Source organism: Mixta sp. Marseille-Q2659 (genome assembly GCF_940807255.1).
Lineage (GTDB): Bacteria > Pseudomonadota > Gammaproteobacteria > Enterobacterales > Enterobacteriaceae > Mixta.
Map to the genome: position 1 here is coordinate 24,270 of NZ_CALNWY010000007.1, position 20,935 is coordinate 45,204.

At 59.1% G+C, this 20,935-nt stretch carries 23 protein-coding genes and 2 pseudogenes; 14 read left to right on the forward strand and 11 right to left on the reverse strand.

All coding sequences use genetic code 11. The features are described 5' to 3' along the window. Nucleotides 1-10 precede the first annotated feature (10 nt). Genes merA through merT form a run of 4 tightly spaced genes read right to left on the reverse strand, consistent with a single transcriptional unit; the run spans nucleotide 11 to nucleotide 2,543 of the window. The gene (gene merA, locus P3C52_RS07195) at nucleotides 11-1,657 is read right to left on the reverse strand and encodes a mercury(II) reductase (protein ID WP_000136268.1); all 1,647 of its coding nucleotides are present in this window, start codon (nucleotides 1,655-1,657) and stop codon (nucleotides 11-13) included. Beyond that, a complete protein-coding gene (gene merF / locus P3C52_RS07200; protein ID WP_000654684.1) occupies nucleotides 1,654-1,899 on the reverse strand; it encodes a mercury resistance system transport protein MerF in 246 nt (81 codons plus the stop codon). Before merF ends, merA begins: the two co-directional genes overlap by 4 nt. 2 nt (nucleotides 1,900-1,901) lie before the next feature. Continuing rightward, entirely contained in the window at nucleotides 1,902-2,177 is a 276-nt protein-coding gene (merP, locus tag P3C52_RS07205) for a mercury resistance system periplasmic binding protein MerP (RefSeq protein ID WP_000735441.1), read from the reverse strand. A 15-nt stretch (nucleotides 2,178-2,192) separates the two neighbouring features. Next, complete coding sequence (gene merT, locus P3C52_RS07210; protein ID WP_001294667.1) at nucleotides 2,193-2,543, reverse strand: mercuric ion transporter MerT; 351 nt, start codon at nucleotides 2,541-2,543, stop codon at nucleotides 2,193-2,195. Nucleotides 2,544-2,614: 71 nt separating this feature from the next. Between merT and merR the strand changes: the two genes are divergently transcribed. From merR to P3C52_RS07240, 6 genes and pseudogenes are all read left to right on the forward strand, one after another. Beyond that, nucleotides 2,615-3,049: an Hg(II)-responsive transcriptional regulator gene (gene merR / locus P3C52_RS07215; RefSeq protein ID WP_000429838.1), complete on the forward strand. Its 435-nt coding sequence runs from the start codon at nucleotides 2,615-2,617 to the stop codon at nucleotides 3,047-3,049. A 99-nt stretch (nucleotides 3,050-3,148) separates the two neighbouring features. Beyond that, entirely contained in the window at nucleotides 3,149-4,153 is a 1,005-nt protein-coding gene (locus P3C52_RS07220; protein WP_000427623.1) for an IS110-like element IS4321 family transposase, read from the forward strand. Nucleotides 4,154-4,430: 277 nt separating this feature from the next. Beyond that, a pseudogene (gene trbF / locus P3C52_RS07225) lies at nucleotides 4,431-4,751 on the forward strand (conjugal transfer protein TrbF); the annotation flags it as partial. Next, complete coding sequence (trbG, locus tag P3C52_RS07230; RefSeq protein ID WP_011191356.1) at nucleotides 4,748-5,797, forward strand: P-type conjugative transfer protein TrbG; 1,050 nt, start codon at nucleotides 4,748-4,750, stop codon at nucleotides 5,795-5,797. The pseudogene trbF and the gene trbG, both read left to right, overlap by 4 nt. Beyond that, nucleotides 5,794-7,017 carry a TrbI/VirB10 family protein gene (locus tag P3C52_RS07235; protein ID WP_275554475.1) on the forward strand — a complete coding sequence of 408 codons (1,224 nt, stop codon included), beginning with the start codon at nucleotides 5,794-5,796 and terminating at the stop codon, nucleotides 7,015-7,017. The genes trbG and P3C52_RS07235 overlap by 4 nt, the downstream gene beginning before the upstream one ends. 2 nt (nucleotides 7,018-7,019) lie before the next feature. Continuing rightward, nucleotides 7,020-7,256 carry a DUF2274 domain-containing protein gene (locus P3C52_RS07240; RefSeq protein ID WP_026227538.1) on the forward strand — a complete coding sequence of 79 codons (237 nt, stop codon included), beginning with the start codon at nucleotides 7,020-7,022 and terminating at the stop codon, nucleotides 7,254-7,256. Here the strand turns inward: P3C52_RS07240 and P3C52_RS07245 are convergent. Continuing rightward, the gene (locus tag P3C52_RS07245; RefSeq protein WP_011191354.1) at nucleotides 7,253-8,149 is read right to left on the reverse strand and encodes a LysR family transcriptional regulator; all 897 of its coding nucleotides are present in this window, start codon (nucleotides 8,147-8,149) and stop codon (nucleotides 7,253-7,255) included. The genes P3C52_RS07240 and P3C52_RS07245 overlap by 4 nt on opposite strands. A gap of 367 nt (nucleotides 8,150-8,516) precedes the next feature. On the opposite strand from P3C52_RS07245, the gene P3C52_RS07250 reads away from it, so the two are divergent. Then, nucleotides 8,517-8,939, forward strand: a complete 423-nt coding sequence (locus P3C52_RS07250) for a MarR family transcriptional regulator (RefSeq protein ID WP_223296479.1) — start codon at nucleotides 8,517-8,519, stop codon at nucleotides 8,937-8,939. A gap of 26 nt (nucleotides 8,940-8,965) precedes the next feature. Continuing rightward, a complete protein-coding gene (locus P3C52_RS07255) occupies nucleotides 8,966-9,925 on the forward strand; it encodes a YeeE/YedE thiosulfate transporter family protein (protein ID WP_004099025.1) in 960 nt (319 codons plus the stop codon). Between the two features lie 38 nt (nucleotides 9,926-9,963). Here the strand turns inward: P3C52_RS07255 and P3C52_RS07260 are convergent, their stop codons facing one another. Further along, the gene (locus P3C52_RS07260) at nucleotides 9,964-10,350 is read right to left on the reverse strand and encodes a DUF6314 family protein (RefSeq protein ID WP_004099026.1); all 387 of its coding nucleotides are present in this window, start codon (nucleotides 10,348-10,350) and stop codon (nucleotides 9,964-9,966) included. A gap of 270 nt (nucleotides 10,351-10,620) precedes the next feature. Here P3C52_RS07260 and P3C52_RS07265 point away from each other — a divergent pair, with 270 nt between their 5' ends. Further along, the gene (locus tag P3C52_RS07265) at nucleotides 10,621-11,109 is read left to right on the forward strand and encodes a DUF417 family protein (protein WP_004099027.1); all 489 of its coding nucleotides are present in this window, start codon (nucleotides 10,621-10,623) and stop codon (nucleotides 11,107-11,109) included. Between the two features lie 557 nt (nucleotides 11,110-11,666). Continuing rightward, nucleotides 11,667-12,161: a MarR family winged helix-turn-helix transcriptional regulator gene (locus P3C52_RS07270; protein WP_004099028.1), complete on the forward strand. Its 495-nt coding sequence runs from the start codon at nucleotides 11,667-11,669 to the stop codon at nucleotides 12,159-12,161. 396 nt (nucleotides 12,162-12,557) lie between these two features. Here the strand turns inward: P3C52_RS07270 and P3C52_RS07275 are convergent, their stop codons facing one another. Genes P3C52_RS07275 through P3C52_RS07285 form a run of 3 tightly spaced genes read right to left on the reverse strand, consistent with a single transcriptional unit; the run spans nucleotide 12,558 to nucleotide 15,411 of the window. Beyond that, nucleotides 12,558-13,583 (reverse strand): zinc-binding alcohol dehydrogenase family protein, encoded by a 1,026-nt coding sequence (locus tag P3C52_RS07275; RefSeq protein WP_004357654.1) that lies wholly within the window; start codon nucleotides 13,581-13,583, stop codon nucleotides 12,558-12,560. Then, nucleotides 13,583-14,146 carry a peptide-methionine (S)-S-oxide reductase MsrA gene (gene msrA, locus P3C52_RS07280; protein WP_011191350.1) on the reverse strand — a complete coding sequence of 188 codons (564 nt, stop codon included), beginning with the start codon at nucleotides 14,144-14,146 and terminating at the stop codon, nucleotides 13,583-13,585. The genes P3C52_RS07275 and msrA (P3C52_RS07280) overlap by 1 nt, the downstream gene beginning before the upstream one ends. A 32-nt stretch (nucleotides 14,147-14,178) precedes the next feature. After that, nucleotides 14,179-15,411: a bifunctional alpha/beta hydrolase/OsmC family protein gene (locus tag P3C52_RS07285; protein WP_004357650.1), complete on the reverse strand. Its 1,233-nt coding sequence runs from the start codon at nucleotides 15,409-15,411 to the stop codon at nucleotides 14,179-14,181. Nucleotides 15,412-15,639: 228 nt separating this feature from the next. Between P3C52_RS07285 and P3C52_RS07290 the strand changes: the two genes are divergently transcribed. Next, complete coding sequence (locus tag P3C52_RS07290) at nucleotides 15,640-16,515, forward strand: LysR family transcriptional regulator (protein WP_011191349.1); 876 nt, start codon at nucleotides 15,640-15,642, stop codon at nucleotides 16,513-16,515. A 145-nt stretch (nucleotides 16,516-16,660) separates the two neighbouring features. On the opposite strand, the gene P3C52_RS07295 is transcribed toward P3C52_RS07290, so the two are convergent. After that, on the reverse strand, nucleotides 16,661-17,692 hold the full coding sequence (locus P3C52_RS07295) for an IS630-like element ISEc33 family transposase (RefSeq protein WP_032425611.1): 1,032 nt from the start codon (nucleotides 17,690-17,692) through the stop codon (nucleotides 16,661-16,663). A gap of 124 nt (nucleotides 17,693-17,816) precedes the next feature. Here P3C52_RS07295 and msrB point away from each other — a divergent pair, with 124 nt between their 5' ends. From msrB to P3C52_RS07310, 3 genes and pseudogenes are all read left to right on the forward strand, one after another. Then, nucleotides 17,817-18,260, forward strand: a complete 444-nt coding sequence (msrB, locus tag P3C52_RS07300) for a peptide-methionine (R)-S-oxide reductase MsrB (protein ID WP_004099035.1) — start codon at nucleotides 17,817-17,819, stop codon at nucleotides 18,258-18,260. Between the two features lies 1 nt (nucleotide 18,261). Then, complete coding sequence (gene msrA, locus P3C52_RS07305) at nucleotides 18,262-18,801, forward strand: peptide-methionine (S)-S-oxide reductase MsrA (protein ID WP_004099036.1); 540 nt, start codon at nucleotides 18,262-18,264, stop codon at nucleotides 18,799-18,801. Between the two features lie 132 nt (nucleotides 18,802-18,933). Then, nucleotides 18,934-19,635 (forward strand): annotated as a pseudogene (locus P3C52_RS07310) (glutathione S-transferase N-terminal domain-containing protein); the annotation flags it as partial. A 278-nt stretch (nucleotides 19,636-19,913) separates the two neighbouring features. Here the strand turns inward: P3C52_RS07310 and P3C52_RS07315 are convergent. Further along, on the reverse strand, nucleotides 19,914-20,918 hold the full coding sequence (locus P3C52_RS07315) for an IS110-like element IS4321 family transposase (RefSeq protein WP_000427623.1): 1,005 nt from the start codon (nucleotides 20,916-20,918) through the stop codon (nucleotides 19,914-19,916). Nucleotides 20,919-20,935: the final 17 nt, after the last annotated feature.

Genomic DNA, 20,935 nt, shown 5'->3' on the forward strand with positions numbered 1-20,935 from the left:
CCTCCTTTTTTTATCCAGCGCAGCAGGAAAGCTGCTTCACGTCCTTGTTGAAGGTCTGCGCCGCAAGCTTCAACCCCTCGACCATTGTCAGGTAGGGGAACAACTGGTCGGCCAGTTCCTGCACCGTCATGCGGTTGCGGATGGCGAGCACCGCCGTCTGGATCAGTTCGCCCGCTTCCGGGGCCACCGCCTGCACGCCGATGAGCCGTCCGCTACCTTCCTCGATGACCAGCTTGATGAAGCCGCGTGTGTCGAAGTTGGCAAGCGCTCGCGGAACGTTGTCGAGTGTCAGCGTGCGACTGTCGGTCTCGATGCCATCGTGGTGCGCTTCCGCCTCGCTGTAGCCCACGGTGGCGACTTGCGGGTCGGTGAACACCACTGCCGGCATCGCGGTCAGATTGAGGGCTGCGTCGCCGCCGGTCATGTTGATCGCGGCACGGGTGCCGGCGGCCGCTGCCACGTAGACGAACTGCGGCTGGTCGGTGCAGTCGCCGGCCGCGTAGATGTTCGGGTTGCTCGTGCGCATGCCTTGGTCGATAACGATGGCCCCTTGCGCATTGACAGTGACCCCCGCCGCGTCCAGCGCGAGGCTGCGCGTATTCGGTGCCCGACCGGTGGCAACCAGCAACTTGTCAGCGCGTAATTCACCGTGTCCGGTGGTCAGCACGAATTCGCCGTTCACATGGGCGACCTGGCTGGCTTGCGTGTGCTCCAGCACCTCGATGCCCTCGGCGCGGAAAGCGGCTGTCACGGCCTCGCCGATGGCCGGGTCTTCCCGGAAGAACAAGGTGCTGCGTGCCAGGATCGTGACCTGGCTGCCGAGCCGGGCAAAGGCTTGCGCCAGTTCCAACGCCACCACCGACGAACCGATCACGGCCAGGCGTGCGGGAATGGTGTCGCTGACAAGCGCTTCGGTGGAAGTCCAGTAGGGTGACTCTTTCAGGCCCGGAATCGGTGGCACGGCCGGACTGGCACCGGTGGCGACCAGGCAGCGGTCGAACGTTACCTCGCGCTCGCCACCCTCGTTCAAACGGACGACCAGGCTCTGGTCGTCCTTGAAACGCGCTTCACCGTGCAAAACGGTGATGGCTGGATTGCCGTCCAGGATGCCTTCGTATTTGGCGTGCCGCAGTTCATCGACACGGGCCTGCTGCTGGGCCAGCAGTTTGCTGCGGTCAATCGCAGGCACAGTTGCCGCAATACCGCCGTCGAACGGACTTTCCCGGCGCAGATGGGCAATATGGGCAGCGCGGATCATGATCTTGGACGGCACACAGCCGATATTGACGCAGGTGCCGCCGATGGTGCCGCGTTCGATCAGCGTGACCGTCGCGCCTTGCTCGACGGCCTTCAGCGCCGCCGCCATCGCGGCCCCGCCGCTGCCAATGATGGCGATATGCAAACCGGCGCCCTCAAGTGCATCACGGATTTTTGGTTCATCTTTGAAATCACCAACCCGGATCGAGCCTTGATAACCCAATGCGGCGATGGCGGCCAGCAGTTGGTTGTGGCTCACGGCGGTGTCTGCCATGACTTGCGCGCGGCTTTCTGGATAGGACACCACAGCGGCATTCACGCCGGGAATCTTTTCCAAAGCATCTTTGACATGGGTGGCGCAGGATGTGCAGGTCATGCCATTCACGGTGATTTCGGTCATTTTTTTACTCCATTGAATTTCGGGGTGCAGCAGGCATCGGCTTGGCGTTTTCGTTGGATGGCGTAGATGGTCAAGCCGATGAAAATCGCCAGCGCAGGCAGCAGCACATAGTCCAGATAGCCGGTCAGCGCGGACAAGCCGACCACACCGAGCAAAATGACCAGAACAGGGGTGAAGCAACACAGCGCCACGAGGGTTGTGCCAATGATGCTGACCCGCAGCAGTGTCTTCGGGTCTTTCATGATCAGTTCTTGACTGATGATGGGTAGCCCGCATCCTCGGTAGCCTTGGTCAGTTTCTGCACGCTGGTCTTGGCATCATCGAAGGTGACCACCGCTTCGCGCGTCTCGAAGGTCACGTCAACTTTACTGACGCCATCGACCTTGGAAATCGCCTTCTTGACAGTGATCGGACAGGCCGAGCAGGTCATGCCCGGTACGGACAGCGTAACGGTCTGGGTGGCGGCCCACACGGGGGCAACAACGGCAGCGAGGGCAAGGGCGGAAAGCAGCTTTTTCATGGTGAACTCCTGTGATCAATAGAAAAATGGCACGACGTAGGGAAATCCGAGCGCGACCAAAACCAGCACGGCCACGCCCCAGAAAATGAGCTTGTAAGTAGCTCGCACTTGGGGAATCGCGCAAACCTCACCCGGTTTGCAGGCGGCTGACGGCCGGTAGATGCGCCGCCAGGCGAAGAACAACGCCACCAGCGCCACGCCGATAAAGATGGGGCGATAGGGTTCCAACACCGTCAAGTTGCCGATCCAAGCGCCGCTGAACCCCAAGGCGATCAGAACCAGCGGCCCGAGGCAGCAAGCCGAGGCGAGGATGGCGGCCAGCCCGCCAGTGAAGAGCGCGCCGCGCCCGTTTTGAGGTTCAGACATACGTTTGTCCTTTCGAATCTGAATTGGATAGCTTAAGCTTACTTCCGTAGTTATGTACGGAGTCAAGCGATATGGAAAACAATTTGGAGAACCTGACCATTGGCGTTTTCGCCAGGACGGCCGGGGTCAATGTGGAGACCATCCGGTTCTATCAGCGCAAGGGCTTGCTCCCGGAACCGGACAAGCCTTACGGCAGCATTCGCCGCTATGGCGAGACGGATGTAACGCGGGTGCGCTTCGTGAAATCAGCCCAGCGGTTGGGTTTCAGCCTGGATGAGATCGCCGAGCTGCTGCGGCTGGAGGATGGCACCCATTGCGAGGAAGCCAGCAGCCTGGCCGAGCACAAGCTCAAGGACGTGCGCGAGAGGATGGCTGACCTGGCGCGCATGGAGGCCGTGCTGTCTGATTTGGTGTGCGCCTGCCATGCGCGGAAGGGGAACGTTTCCTGCCCGCTGATTGCGTCACTGCAAGGGAAGAAAGAACCGCGCAGTGCGGACGCGGTGTAGCCCGAGGGAACTACGCCTTAGCGTGCTTTATTTAATGAGATGGTCACTCCCTCCTTCCCGGTACTATGCTGAGGACAGGCTTTCATTCGGAGAACTATCATGGAAAACATTGCGCTCATTGGTATCGATCTGGGTAAAAACTCTTTCCATATTCATTGCCAGGATCGTCGCGGGAAGGCTGTTTACCGTAAAAAATTTACCCGGCCAAAGTTGATCGAATTTTTGGCGACATGCCCCGCTACAACCATCGCAATGGAAGCCTGTGGCGGTTCTCACTTTATGGCACGCAAGTTGGAAGAGTTGGGGCATTCCCCAAAGCTGATATCACCACAATTTGTCCGCCCGTTCGTTAAAAGCAATAAAAACGACTTTGTCGACGCCGAAGCTATTTGTGAAGCTGCATCGCGTCCGTCTATGCGTTTTGTGCAGCCCAGAACGGAATCTCAGCAGGCAATGCGGGCTCTGCATCGTGTCCGTGAATCCCTGGTTCAGGATAAGGTAAAAACAACCAATCAAATGCATGCTTTTCTGCTGGAATTTGGCATTAGCGTTCCCCGAGGAGCTGCCGTTATTAGCCGACTGAGTACCATTCTTGAGGACAATAGTTTGCCTCTTTACCTCAGCCAGTTATTGCTGAAATTACAACAGCATTATCACTATCTTGTTGAGCAGATTAAAGATTTGGAATCCCAGTTGAAACGAAAGTTGGACGAAGATGAGGTTGGACAGCGCTTGCTGAGCATTCCCTGCGTCGGAACACTGACAGCGAGTACTATTTCAACTGAGATTGGCGACGGGAAGCAGTACGCCAGCAGCCGTGACTTTGCGGCGGCAACAGGGCTTGTACCTCGGCAGTACAGCACGGGAGGTAGGACGACATTGCTGGGAATTAGTAAGCGAGGTAATAAAAAGATCCGAACTTTGTTGGTTCAATGTGCCAGGGTATTCATACAAAAACTGGAACACCAGTCTGGCAAATTGGCCGATTGGGTCAGGGATTTACTGTGCCGGAAAAGCAACTTTGTCGTCACTTGTGCTCTGGCAAACAAGCTGGCCAGAATAGCCTGGGCCCTAACGGCACGACAGCAAACTTATGTAGCATAACGGCAGAAATACACCGGTTTAAAGAATTACTGATCTGGTTTTGCGAATACTGATATTGATGATACTAACGGCCCACCGGCCTGTTGAGGAACCTGTAAAACGGAAAGGCTCATTGAAGCCGTATATTTTCTGGAGGTTCATCAGGCGCGGAACTCATCAAGGCGCGGGAATAAAATCCCATTCAGACGCCGGATAGATTCAAGCAAGCCAACTTGTCGTCAAAATCGGTGTTGCAAAAACGGGAGTGACCATAGATTCCGTTTTCTGAGACGACCCCTGGCTGCGCGCCTACGACTTCACGACTGACCGCGGCGCCATGGCGCTCAATGACTACGCCCGCTCCAACGACCCCTTTACACGGGTCGGCCGGCAGCAGGTCGCTGTCGACGTCTCCAGCGTCATCCGCGCGTCCCCGGACAGCTTCCGCGTCGCCTGGGTCGAGCGCCGATACGAAAATGGCCAGCTCGCCGAGACCACGCGCTGGACCGCGATCCTGACGATCGTCGTGCAGATCCCCCGAAACGCCGACCGGCTCAGGGCGAACCCGCTCGGCATCTACGTCAACGCCATCAACTGGTCACGGGAGCTTGGGCAATGAAGCCGTATTTCCGTAAAGCCGGAAACCCGGCTTCACACACACACGTACTCCCGGCTCTCCGTAGAGCCGCATTCCCGGTCGTTCTGCTAGCGGCGACCGCGCTCGCGGGCTGCGCGACCACCAATCCGCCGCCGGAGATTTCCTACGACAATGCGGCTCCGGCGGTGCAGACCGTCGATCCACCCGCGCCGGTCACCGTGGTCGAGCTGCCCCGGCCGCTGCCGCTGCCTGGCCAATTGCAGCGTGTGGAGGAGACGCGGCGTGCCCCGGAGCCTTCTAATCCGACCGCTCGCGTCAACCAGGCAAACGAGGCGGCACGAGTCCAGCCGGTGCGCGACGGCTTCATTAACTCGATGCAGGTCTACCCGTGGACTCAAGGGGCGCTTTATCAAGTCTATACCGCCGTCGGGCAGATCACCGACATCGCGCTCCAACCCGGGGAGCAGCTTGTCGGCGCAGGCCCGGTGGCCGCCGGCGACACAGTGCGCTGGATCATCGGCGACACCGAGAGCGGATCGGGGGCAACGCGCCAGATCCACATCCTAGTAAAGCCCACCCGCGCCGACCTGATGACAAACCTCGTCATCAACACCAACATGCGCACCTATCACATGGAGCTGCGCTCGACAGAGCGCACCTATATGGCGTCGGTCTCATGGCAGTATCCGCAAGACCAGCTCATTGCGCTGCGCCGTCAGAACGCCGAGGCGCAGGCGGCCCAGCCGGTGGCGAGCGGCGTCGATCTCGCGAACGTCAACTTCCGCTATGCGATCGAGGGCGACCGTGCGCCGTGGCGGCCGCTGCGCGCCTTCGACGACGGACGCCAGGTCTTTATCGAGTTTCCGCGCGGCATCGGTCAGGGCGAGATGCCGCCACTCTTCGTCGTCGGCCCCGAGGGCAACACCTCTGAGCTCGTGAACTATCGCGTTCGCGGCCACCACATGATCGTTGATCGTCTGTTCGCGGCTGCCGAACTTCGCTTCGGCTCCGGCCGCGAGCAGAAGCGCGTCAGGATCGTCCGCACAGACGGGAGGCCGACCTCGTGAGCGAGAACCCGCCCCGGATTGAGGAAGTGCCGGACGACGATGCGCAGCCCCTGACCGGCGAGCCGGTCGGGCCTGCGCCGATGCGGCTGCGGGCCGAACCGCCCCGCGTCACCCGGTTGTCGCGGAAGGTTCTCGCCGGCCTCGGTCTTGTCGCCAGCGTCGGGCTCGGAGGTGCGCTGATCTACGCGCTTCAGACCCGCGACGCCGGTCGGCCGAACGACGAACTCTATTCGACCGAGAACCGCTCGACCGCTGACGGACTGGCCGGCCTGCCGCGAGATTACAGTGGCGTGCCACAGCTCGGTCCCCCTCTTCCCGGTGACCTCGGCCGGCCGATCCTTAGTACCCAGGATCGCGGACAGCCGGTGCCCACACCCGGGACGGCCACGCCCAATCCCGGCATCAGCCCGGAAGAGCAGCGCCGCCTTCAGGAAATCGAGACCGCGCGCACCAGCCGTCTCTTCTCCGGATCGGAAAGCCGGGGCACACCCGCTGCTGCGGGAGCTGCCCCAGCGCTCGCGCCGGTGCCGGATTTGGCGAGCATTGGCCTCGCTCCGCCGCCCGCCACGCCCTCGGCGCAGGACCGGCAGAACGCGTTTCTGAACGCCGCGGCCGATCGCAGGACGGTTGCGCCCGATCGCGTCGCTGCGCCAGTATCGCCGAACGTCCTTCAGGCGGGAGCAGTGATATCCGCGGCGCTGATCACCGGCATCCGATCCGATCTACCCGGCCAGATCACCGCGCAGGTCACCGAAAACATCTACGACAGCCCAACCGGCCGTATCTTGCTTGTGCCGCAAGGCACTCGTGTGGTCGGGCAGTACGACAACAACGTGCAGTTCGGGAAGACGAGCCGAGTCCTGCTCGTCTGGACTCGGCTCGTCTTCCCGAACGGGCGCTCGATCGTTCTCGAGCGCCAGCCTGGTGCTGACGCTGAAGGGTTCGCCGGGCTGCAGGATGGCGTCGATTACCATTGGTGGGATCTGGCCAAGGCTGCGGGATTGTCGACACTGCTGAGCGTCGGCGCCGAACTCGCGGTCGACAACGACGATCAGCTCGTTCAGGCGATCCGGAACGGTGGGCAGGACACCATCAACGACGCAGGGCAGCAGATTGTGAGGCGTCAGCTCAACGTCGCGCCCACGATCACTATTCGGCCCGGATTTCCCGTGCGCGTTCTCGTGACGCGAGACTTGGTACTGGAGCCATATGGAGGGTGATGATGTCGAAGCTTAAGCTAGGCCCCATCGCGGACGACAAGCCGCTTAAGGTACAGGTCGAGCTACCTGCAGCTCTCCACCAGGACCTTGTTGACTACGCCCACCTATTGGGCCGAGAGCAAGGTCAGTCCGCTGTTGACCCAGCTCGGTTAATCGTCCCGATGTTACAACGGTTCATCGCGACAGACCGTGGCTTCGCCAAAGCCAGGCGAACGTTGACGCCGGGGAGCGCCGATTAATCCGTGGTCCCCGCTCTAGAGGGGGTGTCGAAACACTTCAGCAGCAGCGGCAGAGTCGGGTTGTCGTTGTCACTGGAAGAAATTATAGCGGCCGTCGGCGCCCGCGCCGATGGGAGCGGGATCAACGCGATATCCGGCCGGTAGATCACGCTGGTGATGGTCAAGCCGAAGCCCTGTTCGACCATCGTCAGCAGGGTTTCTCGGCTGACTTGTTGGATCGAGAGTTGAACCGCTCCGTCTCCGGCGCCCACCATGCGCCGGAGTATGCCAGCGAGCTCACGCCCAGCGCCATCCGAGCGAACGAGGAAGACTTCGTCACAAACGTCCTCCCACGACAGCTGTGGCCGTGCTGCCAACTCGTGAAGCGGGGACAATGCCACGAACAGATCTGGTTCGCAGAGACGTCGAACTTGGAACTGAGGGCTCTTGCTCGCACTCAGGCTGATTGCTGCGTCCAGTAATCCGCGCTTCACCCCCAAAGTGTTTTCTTCTGAAGTGCCTTCCTCAAGCTTTACCTCGATCGTCGGATGTCTATTTCTGAATGCCGAGAGAATGTTGATGATCGGGCACGCCGGGAACGCTTCAAGCATTCCAAACCTCACGAGCCCGGTCTTGAGTTTCCGCGCGGAGCGGATCTCCGTTGCGGCGTTACGAAGGTAGCGCGCTCCCACCACCGCTTGTTGAAGGAAGCGCTCACCTTCTGGAGTCAGCCCTGCCCCCGCTCGCGTACGCTTGAAGAGAGAAAAGCCAAGTTGGCGCTCAAACAGCTGCACACGTCGGCTGACGGTGGATTGCGATATCGATAGGCGCTCCGCCGCTCGGCGGAAGCTGCCGGCCTCGGCGACCTGAACGGCGTACTTCAGGTATCGGAGATCAAGAGTCAGGTCGGGCATGAGACCCGTCCGATCATACCGGCGGTCTCATCGGCGAACCGCCTGCGCCCGGTGAGCGGCACCCATGCACGTCCACTTTCATCGAGCCCACCCCCGCTAGCGCCTGGGGAACGAGCACGTCCGTTGATCTCAGATGTGGAATCCGAGCTGAGCCCCTCAATGAGCATGACCATGTCCGAATCTGTCATAGATGCATGCGGCGGTCATACATTTTCACACGCTTGAAGTCTATGCGCGAAGCATATATTCTTGCGGTATGGAGCCTGAGGTCGCCAAGTACCATTTAGGTGCACTCGCGTTGGCCGTTGCAGACAGCATCGCCAGTGTCTCGGCCTCGTTTTCACCAAGCGGCCCGGGGACCGCCGTGATGGTGTTACTCAGCATGGAGCCCGGACTGCCGATCAGCGTTTTGGCTACCTCGATCGGGCTTTCTCATGCCGGGACGGTGCGATTGATCGATAGGCTCGAGCGCGAACAGTTGGTGGAACGACGAAGACAAATCACCGACAGGCGGGCGCGCTTCATTCACCTCACCAATTCGGGGAAGAAGATAACGGACGCCTTGCTCAAGGCACGGGAGCAGGTGATCTCCGAATGTATTTCGCCCCTGTCGCCCAATGACCTCGACATTCTAGGCATGCTGTCGGAGCGGCTCCTTGTGGCAAACGGCTTCGACAAAGATGGCTCGGTCAGCCTTTGCCATCTGTGCGGCTACAGCAGGATCGCGCCTTCCCGTGGTAAAGCTAAGCCGGGGCGCTCGCCACGCTGGAACGTCGCATCAGAAGGCTGACGATATGATCAGGCAGGCTTGAAATAATGGGATCGTTTGCGCTCGAACTTCTTCTATGCGTACTTGCCTTCGGGTTCGGATATGCGGCGAACCAAGGCGGAACCTGTTTAGTGGTGGCCGCTCATGAGTTACACAGAAGACAGCCGCCGAAAATGTTCGTCGGATTTCTCGCAGCGTCGGCAGCGGCAGGCCTGGTTGCGGTCCCGATAGTCTGGACGGGAACACTGGGCGCAACACTCGCACCCTCGACCAGCATCAATTTCCTCCTGCTCATCGGCGCCATCGCCTTCGGCCTCGGCGCACTCATTAATGACACATGCCTGCTCGGATCGCTGGCGCGGCTTGGGGATGGGGAGATGCGACTTCTAGCTCTACCCTTGGGATTAACGATTGGTATCTTGGCTGCCGACCATGGCAGGTTCGGCTACGATTCAACATGGCCAAGCTTAATCTCCAAACCGAGCGCAACAGGCCTCGTTACTCTCCTAGCCTTCCTAGTTGTGCTCGTGCTGGCACTCGTTTTCGTTTCCACGAAGAGCGTTCTGCGAACAAAGCCGGGTTGGTCGTTCGGCGCTTCGATGATTGGACTCGGTATCACTGGCGGACTTCTATATGCACTCTCGCCGGCCTGGACCTTCGCAGACGTGATTCAACGCGCCCTTCCTCTCAGAATGTCCCCGGCCGGCGAGGTCGCGCTCACTGCGGTGATCTCTTCGATCGCAGGCGCCCTAACCGCCTCCTTTCGCCAAGGCAATCTGCGTCTCCAACTGCCGACAGCCAATGGCATTCTGCGATCTGTCGTCGGCGGCACATTGATGGGTATCGGCATCGCGCTCATACCCGGCGGGAATGATGGGTTGATCCTCGCAGCGGTTCCGACTCTTTCACCTGGTGGGATAGTCGCCTACCTTCTGATGACGACGACAATCGTCTTCGGATTTGCAGCGCGTGGTAAGTTATTCCGGCGCTGCCTTTCACGGCCATGATAAGGGCAACAGAGGACTTGCCCTCCTGACATGAGCATTTATCCCGACCGGGAATATCGGCTGACTAGCTCGTATGCCTTTGCAGGCCCTTGGACCATGATGACCACTTCAAAGGCCGCCGGCCCCAGAATCCTGTAGGTTGCATGGTAGGTGTCGTCTCCGCAGGCATAGACGCCACTCGCTTCCAACCCGGTATCCGTCCGCGAGAAACTCAAGCTGAGGAACTGCGTCCCGATATGAGGTCCGTCTGCGAACTCGACGACAACACTGTCCTCGCTCAAGCGATAGCGATACTGCCGGCACGCGGAGAATACTCTGCCATCTGCCAGTGAGAGAATGCCGCTCTCTCGATAAGCGAGCGCGCCTTCGCCGATCGCTGCTACGATTTCGGTGGGCATGGTTATCTCGTCCAGGGCCGCGTCCATCCGTACAGGCTGGACGTTTGCCAACGGGCTATAGGCCCACCCGGAGCGCCAGCCCCATCAAGTCAAAATCCCGCAAAGGTCGCGCGTTTGCTGGGTAAAGGCATCGCCGATGAGGATGGCTTCGTGAGGCAGCGAAGCGCGAGCCAGCCGCTCGACATATCTCGCTTATTAGTATATGGTATATGCGTCGCGCATATACTGCAACGCCTGCCCGAAGCACGTAGACGACGTTCGTGACGTTCCCACGGGACCACTGTTGAGGAATTTTAGATGAGCATTTTCGACCGTTATGAATTTCTTGTCCCCGAGCACGGTCGGAGGGATCTTGGCCTGCTTAGATGGGCTCTCGTGATCGTATTTCTGTGGTTCGGCGCGATGAAGTTCACAGCGTACGAGGCCTATGGTATCGCCCCGTTTATCGAACACAGCCCGATCATGAATTGGCTCGGCATGTTCGGGACGCAGGGGCAAAGCTATTTCATCGGCGTTATCGAGTTATCGACCGGTCTCGTTCTGATCCTTGGTGCATTTCGTCCACTCTTCTCTGCGCTAGGCGCACTAATGTCAGCAGCGACCTATCTGATCACGCTGACCTTTTTCATCACCACTCCAGGTGTCGCGGAGCAGACTGCCGGCGGCTTTCCTGCGATTTCGGCTGCACCAGGGCAGTTTCTACTGAAGGACGCAGTTCTGCTAGCGGCGTCCCTCGTGCTGCTGCGTGCTTCGGTCCGCCACAGAGGGGCGCTTGTGCTCTCGTGACTGTGGTCCTCTCGTGACGGCGGGCGTGCAAATCCTGCAGAACCTCCGCGGGGCATGGATGCTCCGTCGCGATATCGAGCCCGGAGGCGCTCAGCTGCATGGCGACGCGGTCTTCGCCCGTTTCGCCGCAATCCCCGACGTCGTGGAGCACGGACTGTTCCTCAATGGGATTGATACAATCGTGATCGCGCGCGGTGACACGATGGAAGTGCGACGCCGGGGGCAAGCTAGGTCTCGCTGATCTGCACCTGCGCGGCCTGGATGACAGCGCTGACGCGGAGTGATTCTCGGGCGCGACCTACGGCGATTCCGAGCGAAAAGGCTTGCCCTATAGCCGCCAGGTATCAACGGTTCCGCGGCCTTAACGAGCCGGACCCGTTTTTTTCGGCGCGCTCGATCAGTCGAAATCCTCCGAAACCCTTCTAAAACAGGACATTTTCCACAAGCCGCGCGGAGGAAGAGGACCACGGTATGGCTTGCTGTCTATGCTCCGCGCACATATAGATGTGGCAATGGATGGACCTCGAGATCGAAACATTTTCGGGGCGTTCGCACTCATGATCAGCGACGACATCGTTCGCGCTAGTTCATCGCGGGCGCCGGAAGCTGGACCCGCCGCCTCAGCGCTGGCGTTGCTCGCGCACAAGCCCGGGCTCTCGATCCGTATGCTTGCGATCGGGGTGGGCCTTTCACATGCTGGAACTGTTCGCCTGGTGGATAGATTGGTAAGCGAGGGATTGATCGAGCGTAGGGAGCATTCGACAGACGGGCGCGCGCGATCCCTCTATCTTACTCCAACTGGCAAGGTCGCGAGCGACGAGGTCCTGGCCTCGCGCGATCAAGTGATTGCCGAAGGGCTATCGATCCTTAATCCAGACGAACTGAAAACCTTATCGGACATCGCTGAACGCGTTCTCCGAAATCGCTTGGAAAACCTCGAGCAGTCATACCGCATCTGCCGCTTGTGCTGCTACGAGGGCTGCACGAACTGCCCCGTCGATGCCGAATTGCATGAGCGAGGTGTGGACCGCGAGAAGAACGACGACGCGTAGGAGACTCGCAATTGCGGCAGCTCAACGCTGCTCAGATGGCGGGGCTTCATAATGTCAGCGAGCCTACCATCAGCCGCATTCTTTTGGCTACGCGTCAAGCCGGCCGATCGGGCATGGCGGTCTCATTCTAATATGTCGGTGATCGCCCCACTTTTAGCCGCTCAATTGATCGGAACGCGGTTTCGGAAGCGGCCGTTCAAACCACTCGCTGCATTCCCATTTCTCTATGTCCGATAGGTAGTTTCGGGGAAAAGCAGTCGGGAACAGGTTTCGGGAACGCATGCTCCGGCAGGAGCGCAGCGCGCGTCCCAAACGCGTTTTCCCGGTAGAGCTTCCCAATCGGCAAAGTGCGGGCCACCTCAGACTGCGAACGCGAAAAACCGCCTGGCTGGTCACTCAAGGCAGGGTAACGACGATTTTCGCTGCGGATACACCCGCCTTCAGGGCTTCCAAGGCAGCCTGGAGCATTTCAAGGCCCTGGCCCACGATCTTCGCCGGAGGGGCGGGGACGAACGTGCGCGCCGCGAGAGCCTGCGGCAGGAATTCGCGGTAGATCATTGGACCAACCTCGTCATCCTTGAGGCTCGTCCCGGAGATGTGCGTCGCCTCGACTCCAAATGAACGCTCGTCGGGCGGGGCCAGCGTCGCTGCCACCCGGCGCGAGCCCTCGCATCTCGCAACTACGGCAAAACAGTCTTTCATGTGACCGGTCGCGTGAAGCGTTCCAGCGAGACTGCGCCCGCGCATTGCCTCAATCACGTCTTCCACGATGGCTGGACTCGAGTGGTCAAGAACCTCGCTTGCACCCAGCTCCTTCAACAGGCCGACGTTGCGCGCCGAAGCGGTGGCGACGCACCTGTAGCCCGACGCCACCGCGAGCTGGATGGCGTTGCAGCCAACGCTCGACGATCCACCCCAGACCAGAACGACCTCTGGACGCGCGGTCGGCGAGTGTAACGGTGGCGCGAGAGCCAACTGTGTCCGTCCGTAGAGCCCGCTTGCGGCGGTGCCAAGGCCAAGCGGGAGGACTGCCGCATCAGCGAAGGCAATGTTGTTGGGGATCGGCGCCGCCATGTGGTCCAGCACGATCGTGTGGTGCTGGAACGCACCCTGCGCAGGTTGATTTACGGTTGTCCCGACCGCCTGTCCGATGACTCGATCGCCGACCTTGAACCGCTCGACCGCGCCACCGACCGCCGCGACCTCACCGGAGACGTCGCTGCCGAGAATCGCGGGATAGTCGAGCCATGGCAAAAGCGCGACGTCCTGCAGAATCCAGTCGAGTGGGTTGATCGCGATGGCCGCGTTGCGGATCAATATCTCGTTCGCCGCCAGATGCGGCAGAGCGGTGACACCGATCCTCAGTGGCTGCCCCGGCGCTTTCTGCCAGGCGGCCTGATTAGTCACGGTTTCGGTCATCATCAACTCTTTCTGTCAAGTATTACAGCTGGGCGTTCGTCTGAGCGGTCCAACCGCCAGGTCGGGCGCACGAAGTGGCAGCTATAGCCCCCAGGATAGCGCACCAGGTATTCTTGGTGCTCTGGCTCCGCCTCCCAAAAGGGTTCTTCTGGGTTGATCTCCGACACGACCGGGCCTGGCCAGCTTCCTGATGCCTCGATTTCCGCGATGGTTGTGAGGGCGACTTCCTTCTGCACTTCGGTGGTGTAGAAAATCGCCGATCGATAGCTCGGACCGACATCGCTGCCTTGTTGCTCGTAGGTCGTGGGGTCATGTATCTGGAAGAAGAGTTCCAAGAGCGAGCGATAGGCGAGAACGGAAGGGTCGAAGGTCACTTCCACTGCTTCCGCATGGCCGTAATGTCTCGCGTAGGTCGGATCAGGCATTTCTCCGCCTGTGTAACCGACACGCGTCGAAATGACTCCCCTGGCTCGGCGCAGCAAATCCTCCATGCCCCAGAAGCAGCCGCCTGCGAGAATTGCTCGCTCTGTCGCGGCCGCCCTATTGCCGGTAGGCGATTGGCTCACAGTCCGTTCGCCCTCCTCCGTGTGCGCCACGGTCAAGCCAGCCTCGCGGGATCCGCAGCCTGACTGGCGCTCAAGAGCTCGGTCTGCACGTCCGAACCCCGGATGAGACTCAGATCGACGGGACACCGATCAGCGATCGCGAGGATCCGAGCGCGCTGATCATCACTCAGCGGCCCATCGAGGACAATGGTGCGGGTGAACCGGTCGGGTGGCATCATGTCCGGCACCTTCTCGTGCTGCACGGTCGTGCTCGCCCGTTCGAGCGGAAAGCCCTTGCGGTTCGCATAGAGACGCATCGTCATCACCGTGCAGGCTGCGAGGCCGGCAGATACGAGTTCGTAGGGAGATAGTCCGGTCCCGAGGCCACCGACCGATGCTGGCTCGTCGGCGAACAGAGTGTGCTCGCCGCTGCGGACCTTGAGCTGGAACGTCCCTGCAAGAGTTTCGGTGGAGACGACGCCCTCCGCAACCTCGACCTGCGGAAGATCCGCGCTGAGTGGTGGGAGAAAGCGGCTCGCCCAAACCGCCACCATGGCCGCGGCGTAGTTCGCGTCCGCGACGTCGGTGAGAAGGTGATCCGCGTTGTCGAGCGAGATGAAGCTTTTAGGGTGCCTGGACGCGACGAAGATGCGCGACGCGTGGTCGATGCCGACCACCTGATCCAGCGGAGAGTGCATGACCAGCACCGGCCGTCGCAGGGAGGCAATGGCCTTCTCGACGTCGATCCCCTCAACCGCCTCAAGGAACCCTCGGCGAATGAGGAAGGGCCTACCGGCAATCTCCACCGAGGCCTCGCCCTCGCTCGCGATGGTGTCCAGATCATTCGGTCCGAAGAGGCGCAAGATATGCTGAAGGTCGGCCGGCGCACCAATCGTCGCTACCGCCGCAATATCAGGCATGTCGGCGGCGGCTACGATCGCAGCGGTGCCACCCAGGCTGTGCCCGACGAGGAGGGACGGTGACATGCCCGCCGCCGCCATCGCATTTGCGGCGGCCCGAAGGTCCTCGACGTCCGACGCGAAGTTCACAGGTTCTCCCGTCCCACCGCCGATCCCGGTCCCGGCGAAATCGAACCTCAAGACCCCGATGCCCGCACGCGACAGCGCGCGCGAGATGTGAACAGCGGCGCGACTGTCTTTCCCGCACGTGAAGCAGTGGGCGAAGATCGCCCAGCCCCGCGGCGTCCCTTCCGGCGGTTCGAGGTGCCCGGACAGCGGAGAGCCAGCCCCACTGACAAACGTAAATGATCTTCCTGCCATGTCCATCAAACCTCCAGCACGCGGCTTGGCGGTTGCGCTCTCAGAACCTTCGACGGAGCTGAGCGGAGCGCACCGCCAACCGGTAATCGTCATCTCAGGCTATCATTTATATGTCTGGCGCATATAGACAAGCCCCTATACCATGATTATATGCGCCAAGCATACTTCTGCGACCTGCTTTCCAAAGGCGGTCTCACGGAAGAGGTATCAGTCAGGCGCGTGGGCCAAAGGACTATGGAACTCAATCAAGTCAGCTATTTCATCAACTTGGCCGAGACGCTGAATTTCACAGCGGCCGCTCGCTTGAGCGGTGTGTCACAGCCAAGTCTGACCCGCGCGATCCGCCGCTTGGAAGATGAGCTTGGCGGGCCGCTGATCTATCGCGACGGGAAGAACAGCCGCCTGACTGGCCTTGGCCATGACGTCGAGGCAGAATTCCGGCGCATGGTGGTCGCGATGAAGAGCGTTCGCAATCACTCGGAGCACTGGGCGATGGGGGGGCACCGCGTGCTGGATGTCGCCGTCGCGCCCACCGTCGGACCAAAGGAATTTACGGCATTCTTCGAGAGCGCATTGGCGGAGATGCCATCCATCGAAATCAAGCTGCACTCGCTCCAGTCGAACGAGGACACATCGGAGGTGCTTTCAGGAAAATACCACGCGTGCATCATGCCGCGTGAAACAAGACCGGAACGCAAGCTGGATGTGCATCCTCTATTTCGGGAGCGCTTCGTGCTCGGCTGTTCTGCAAACCATCCCTTGGCTGCCAACGAGATCGTGCGCGGCGAAGACCTGCTCGAGTTTCCTTTCGTCGATCGCCTGAAATGCGAGTTTCGCGATCGGATCCTCGATCACTTCGCGCGACGGGACTTGCTCATGCGACCTCGCTTTCGATCAGATCGCGAGGACTGGGTGCAACGGGTCGTCGCTGACGGCCACGCCATATGCATTCTTCCGGAACGATCGCCGACCGTGCAAGGCCTCGTCACTCGGCCGATCGACGGATTTGTCTTGGAGCGCGAAGTCGTGATCGCGACAGTATCCGGCTCCACGGCAACGGTCGAGATACGGAACATCGCGCAGCTGGCAGCCCGGTATGAGTGGAACTGAATCACGACGTGAAGAGCTTCGGCGCTATGGAAACTATACGCGCAGCGTATTGGATAAATCTGGGGCGCACTGCGATAGTCGGCGCAATGACTGCAAAGATAAATGACAGTGTGTCGAGCTCTCTAAATAGCTGCGCCTAATACCGCTACACTTTTGCCTGACCATGTTTTCCTCCGGGGAATGGGCTGGCGGTTTCCATAAAATGGCGGACCTTTTTCAGTAACTGCCACATTGAGCGGCACTGATGATTACGGGTTATCGTGTCATGAAGTGCCTGCCATAGCCGTTCCACATGATTCACCCACGGCGAGTAAACCGGCTGGTAAATTACCCTGAACTTGGGATTTGCTTTCAACCAGCGCTGTGTTTCGCGGCTTTTATGGATAATGTAGTTATCAACGATCAGCGTGATTGTTTTCGCCCGCCGGTAAGTGGCTTTCAGGTGCTTCAGCAGAGCGATAAACAGCGCTGAACTTTTGCTGTTGCCGCCCACGTAGCTGACTTTACCCGTGCCACTGTGCAGTGCGCCGGCCAGATAGTATTTTTCGTTCTGCCCCGGCGTCACTACCCGTTTCTGCTGTCCGCGCAACTGCCAGTCCGCACCGATTTTAGGATTAAGGTGGATATCCACTTCATCTTCATAAAATACCGGATGCTCTGCGCTGCATTCATCCAGCGCTTTGTGGATTACCGCCATCTTTTCATCTTTATGTGGGTCACGGATACGCAGAGTTGGCGCGGCCCTGCGCCATACAAGCCCCGCAGATGGCAACCAGCGGCGAACGGTTCCTGCATGTAACTGGCAACCGGTTATCTCATTGATTTTTAATGCCAGTAATTCGGTGCTCCAGCGTGAACGTTGATAACCAAAATCGCCGGGAGAATGCTTTATCAGCTCACGTAACAGGGTGCAGATATGTTCAAAAGGCCAGCGTCGGGAGCGCCCTGCGGGTAAGGATTTCAGGCCTTCAATACCTGAGTGCGTAAACCAGTTAATCCAGCGACCAACGGATGAACGAGCACAACAGAGAGTTCTGGCAACATCGCTGACCCGTTCACCCCGATGAAGCATCAGCATGGCCGTGAGTCTGCGGGCATGATTTTTATCGCGCGTTTTATGAATAGCTTTCTGCATCAGGCGTCGTTCGCCACGGGGTATTGGTGCTATGATCGGCATCGCTCAGTCCGGTTGGTGGTTTTGGTTGGTTTGGCGATTGATCAGATCGCACAATCCGGGCTGAGTTCCCTTTCAGTGATCTACTATTCCGCGCATCTATTTAGATTAATTATTGGAGACTATCATGAAGTTTGAGAAGTCACAGGCAGCAGTTGACCGCCTGACCCCCGAGCAACGCCGGATTACCCAGGATTCGGGGACCGAAAGGCCCTTCACGGGTGAGCACAACGACAACAAGGAGCCTGGCATCTACGTCGACATAGTGTCGGGAGAGCCGCTGTTCGCTTCAACGGACAAGTTCGATTCGGGTACTGGCTGGCCCAGCTTCACCAAGCCGATCGTTCCGGCAAACGTGAACGAGGTGCGGGACAGTGCACACGGCATGGTCCGGACGGAGGTCAGGTCGGTACACGCCGACAGCCATCTGGGCCACGTTTTCCCGGACGGTCCTTCCGACCGCGGCGGTCTGCGCTACTGCATCAACTCTGCGTCCCTTCGCTTCATCCCGCGCGACGAGATGGAGTCCGAGGGATACGGTGAATATCTCGATCAAGTAGAGGAGGCTTAACATGCATCAGCGCGCTGTTCTCGCAGGAGGATGTTTCTGGGGCATGCAGGATCTGATCCGCAAGCGGCCCGGCATCATCTCGACCCGTGTGGGTTACACGGGCGGCGATATTCCGAACGCCACGTATCGTAATCACGGCACGCATGCCGAGGGGATCGAGATTGTCTTCGACCCGACAGTGACGAGCTACCGGCACATCCTGGAATTCTTCTTCCAGATCCACGATCCGACGACGCTGAACCGCCAGGGCAATGATCGTGGGCTCTCCTACCGGTCGGGCATCTATTATGTCGACGAGGAGCAGAAGCGCGTCGCCGAGGATACGATCGCCGATGTGGATGCCTCGGGGCTGTGGGATGGCAAAGTGGTGACCGAGGTCCAGCCGGTCGGCGAGTTCTGGGAGGCCGAGCCCGATCACCAGGATTATCTGGAGAAGCGGCCGGGCGGCTACACCTGCCACTTCGTCCGTCCCGACTGGGTTCTTCCAAAGCGGCATGAGGCCGGCGATGTGAGCCCTGCGGCCGGGGCTGCAGCGGAATAGGCTTCGCTGCCGTTAGTGCCGCGCCGATCCGGTTCGCAACCTCCGACGACCGCGTCAATCGACGCGGTCGTCGAACCCGGCCTTGAAGCAGATCATTCCATTCAGCCGCCGTCGCAGTGCCAGGATCCAGATATGACAGACCTCTCCTCCTTTCCCATCACGCAGCGCTGGCCAGCATCTTATCCGGATCGCTTGCAACTATACGCGGCCCCCACGCCCAACGGCGTCAAGGTCTCGATGATGCTGGAGGAGACTGGCCTGCCGTATGAGCCCCACTTCGTCGACATCTCGAACAACGAGTCGAAGGATCCAGCGTTCGTGTCGTTGAATCCCAACGGCCGCATACCCGCGATCATCGATCCGGCTGGCCCTGACGGCCAGCCCATTGGCATATGGGAAACCGGTGCGATCCTCATCTATCTGGCCGACAAGACGGGGCAGCTCATCTCAACAACACCCGCCCAGCGGTACGAGACTCTGGCCTGGGTGTTCTTTCAGGTGTCGGGCGTTGGGCCGACCTTCGGACAGCTAGGCTTTTTCCTGCGATTTGCCGGCAAGGACTATGAGGACAAGCGACCTCGGCAGCGCTTTGTTGATGAATCCAGGCGTCTTCTCGGGGTCCTGGATCACCGGCTGGAGGGCCGCGAATGGATTGTCGATGATTACTCGATCGCGGACATTGCGACGTTTGGCTGGGTGAATGCGCTGGTCGAATTCTACGCAGCGGGCGACATCCTCGGCCTAAGCAGCTATTCGAACGTGCAGGCATGGCTCGAACGCGGGCTGGCGCGACCGGCTGTACAGCGTGGCCTGCGAATTCCTGCGAGGCCTGCATGGGGTCGTCTCAGAAAACGGAATCTATGGTCACTCCCGTTTTTGCAACACCGATTTTGACGACAAGTTGGCTTGCTTGAATCTATCCGGCGTCTGAATGGGATTTTATTCCCGCGCCTTGATGAGTTCCGCGCCTGATGAACCTCCAGAAAATATACGGCTTCAATGAGCCTTTCCGTTTTACAGGTTCCTCAACAGGCCGGTGGGCCGTTAGTATCATCAATATCAGTATTCGCAAAACCAGATCAGTAATTCTTTAAACCGGTGTATTTCTGCCGTTATGCTACATAAGTTTGCTGTCGTGCCGTTAGGGCCCAGGCTATTCTGGCCAGCTTGTTTGCCAGAGCACAAGTGACGACAAAGTTGCTTTTCCGGCACAGTAAATCCCTGACCCAATCGGCCAATTTGCCAGACTGGTGTTCCAGTTTTTGTATGAATACCCTGGCACATTGAACCAACAAAGTTCGGATCTTTTTATTACCTCGCTTACTAATTCCCAGCAATGTCGTCCTACCTCCCGTGCTGTACTGCCGAGGTACAAGCCCTGTTGCCGCCGCAAAGTCACGGCTGCTGGCGTACTGCTTCCCGTCGCCAATCTCAGTTGAAATAGTACTCGCTGTCAGTGTTCCGACGCAGGGAATGCTCAGCAAGCGCTGTCCAACCTCATCTTCGTCCAACTTTCGTTTCAACTGGGATTCCAAATCTTTAATCTGCTCAACAAGATAGTGATAATGCTGTTGTAATTTCAGCAATAACTGGCTGAGGTAAAGAGGCAAACTATTGTCCTCAAGAATGGTACTCAGTCGGCTAATAACGGCAGCTCCTCGGGGAACGCTAATGCCAAATTCCAGCAGAAAAGCATGCATTTGATTGGTTGTTTTTACCTTATCCTGAACCAGGGATTCACGGACACGATGCAGAGCCCGCATTGCCTGCTGAGATTCCGTTCTGGGCTGCACAAAACGCATAGACGGACGCGATGCAGCTTCACAAATAGCTTCGGCGTCGACAAAGTCGTTTTTATTGCTTTTAACGAACGGGCGGACAAATTGTGGTGATATCAGCTTTGGGGAATGCCCCAACTCTTCCAACTTGCGTGCCATAAAGTGAGAACCGCCACAGGCTTCCATTGCGATGGTTGTAGCGGGGCATGTCGCCAAAAATTCGATCAACTTTGGCCGGGTAAATTTTTTACGGTAAACAGCCTTCCCGCGACGATCCTGGCAATGAATATGGAAAGAGTTTTTACCCAGATCGATACCAATGAGCGCAATGTTTTCCATGATAGTTCTCCGAATGA

Bases quoted from the DNA above. Each gene is read 5' to 3' on its own strand.
- P3C52_RS07290 (WP_011191349.1), top strand. From the start codon at position 15,640: ATGGAACTCAATCAAGTCAGCTATTTCATCAACTTGGCCGAGACGCTG.
- P3C52_RS07220 (WP_000427623.1), top strand. From the start codon at position 3,149: ATGGAAAACATTGCGCTCATTGGTATCGATCTGGGTAAAAACTCTTTC.
- P3C52_RS07255 (WP_004099025.1), top strand. From the start codon at position 8,966: ATGGGATCGTTTGCGCTCGAACTTCTTCTATGCGTACTTGCCTTCGGG.
- P3C52_RS07265 (WP_004099027.1), top strand. From the start codon at position 10,621: ATGAGCATTTTCGACCGTTATGAATTTCTTGTCCCCGAGCACGGTCGG.
- msrA (WP_004099036.1), top strand. From the start codon at position 18,262: ATGCATCAGCGCGCTGTTCTCGCAGGAGGATGTTTCTGGGGCATGCAG.
- msrB (WP_004099035.1), top strand. From the start codon at position 17,817: ATGAAGTTTGAGAAGTCACAGGCAGCAGTTGACCGCCTGACCCCCGAG.
- P3C52_RS07270 (WP_004099028.1), top strand. From the start codon at position 11,667: ATGATCAGCGACGACATCGTTCGCGCTAGTTCATCGCGGGCGCCGGAA.
- P3C52_RS07260 (WP_004099026.1), bottom strand. From the start codon at position 10,350: ATGGACGCGGCCCTGGACGAGATAACCATGCCCACCGAAATCGTAGCA.
- merA (WP_000136268.1), bottom strand. From the start codon at position 1,657: ATGACCGAAATCACCGTGAATGGCATGACCTGCACATCCTGCGCCACC.
- merT (WP_001294667.1), bottom strand. From the start codon at position 2,543: ATGTCTGAACCTCAAAACGGGCGCGGCGCGCTCTTCACTGGCGGGCTG.
- P3C52_RS07295 (WP_032425611.1), bottom strand. From the start codon at position 17,692: ATGCCGATCATAGCACCAATACCCCGTGGCGAACGACGCCTGATGCAG.
- P3C52_RS07250 (WP_223296479.1), top strand. From the start codon at position 8,517: ATGGTGTTACTCAGCATGGAGCCCGGACTGCCGATCAGCGTTTTGGCT.
- P3C52_RS07275 (WP_004357654.1), bottom strand. From the start codon at position 13,583: ATGATGACCGAAACCGTGACTAATCAGGCCGCCTGGCAGAAAGCGCCG.
- trbG (WP_011191356.1), top strand. From the start codon at position 4,748: ATGAAGCCGTATTTCCGTAAAGCCGGAAACCCGGCTTCACACACACAC.
- merP (WP_000735441.1), bottom strand. From the start codon at position 2,177: ATGAAAAAGCTGCTTTCCGCCCTTGCCCTCGCTGCCGTTGTTGCCCCC.
- P3C52_RS07315 (WP_000427623.1), bottom strand. From the start codon at position 20,918: ATGGAAAACATTGCGCTCATTGGTATCGATCTGGGTAAAAACTCTTTC.
- P3C52_RS07240 (WP_026227538.1), top strand. From the start codon at position 7,020: ATGTCGAAGCTTAAGCTAGGCCCCATCGCGGACGACAAGCCGCTTAAG.
- P3C52_RS07245 (WP_011191354.1), bottom strand. From the start codon at position 8,149: ATGCCCGACCTGACTCTTGATCTCCGATACCTGAAGTACGCCGTTCAG.
- merF (WP_000654684.1), bottom strand. From the start codon at position 1,899: ATGAAAGACCCGAAGACACTGCTGCGGGTCAGCATCATTGGCACAACC.
- P3C52_RS07285 (WP_004357650.1), bottom strand. From the start codon at position 15,411: ATGGACATGGCAGGAAGATCATTTACGTTTGTCAGTGGGGCTGGCTCT.
- merR (WP_000429838.1), top strand. From the start codon at position 2,615: ATGGAAAACAATTTGGAGAACCTGACCATTGGCGTTTTCGCCAGGACG.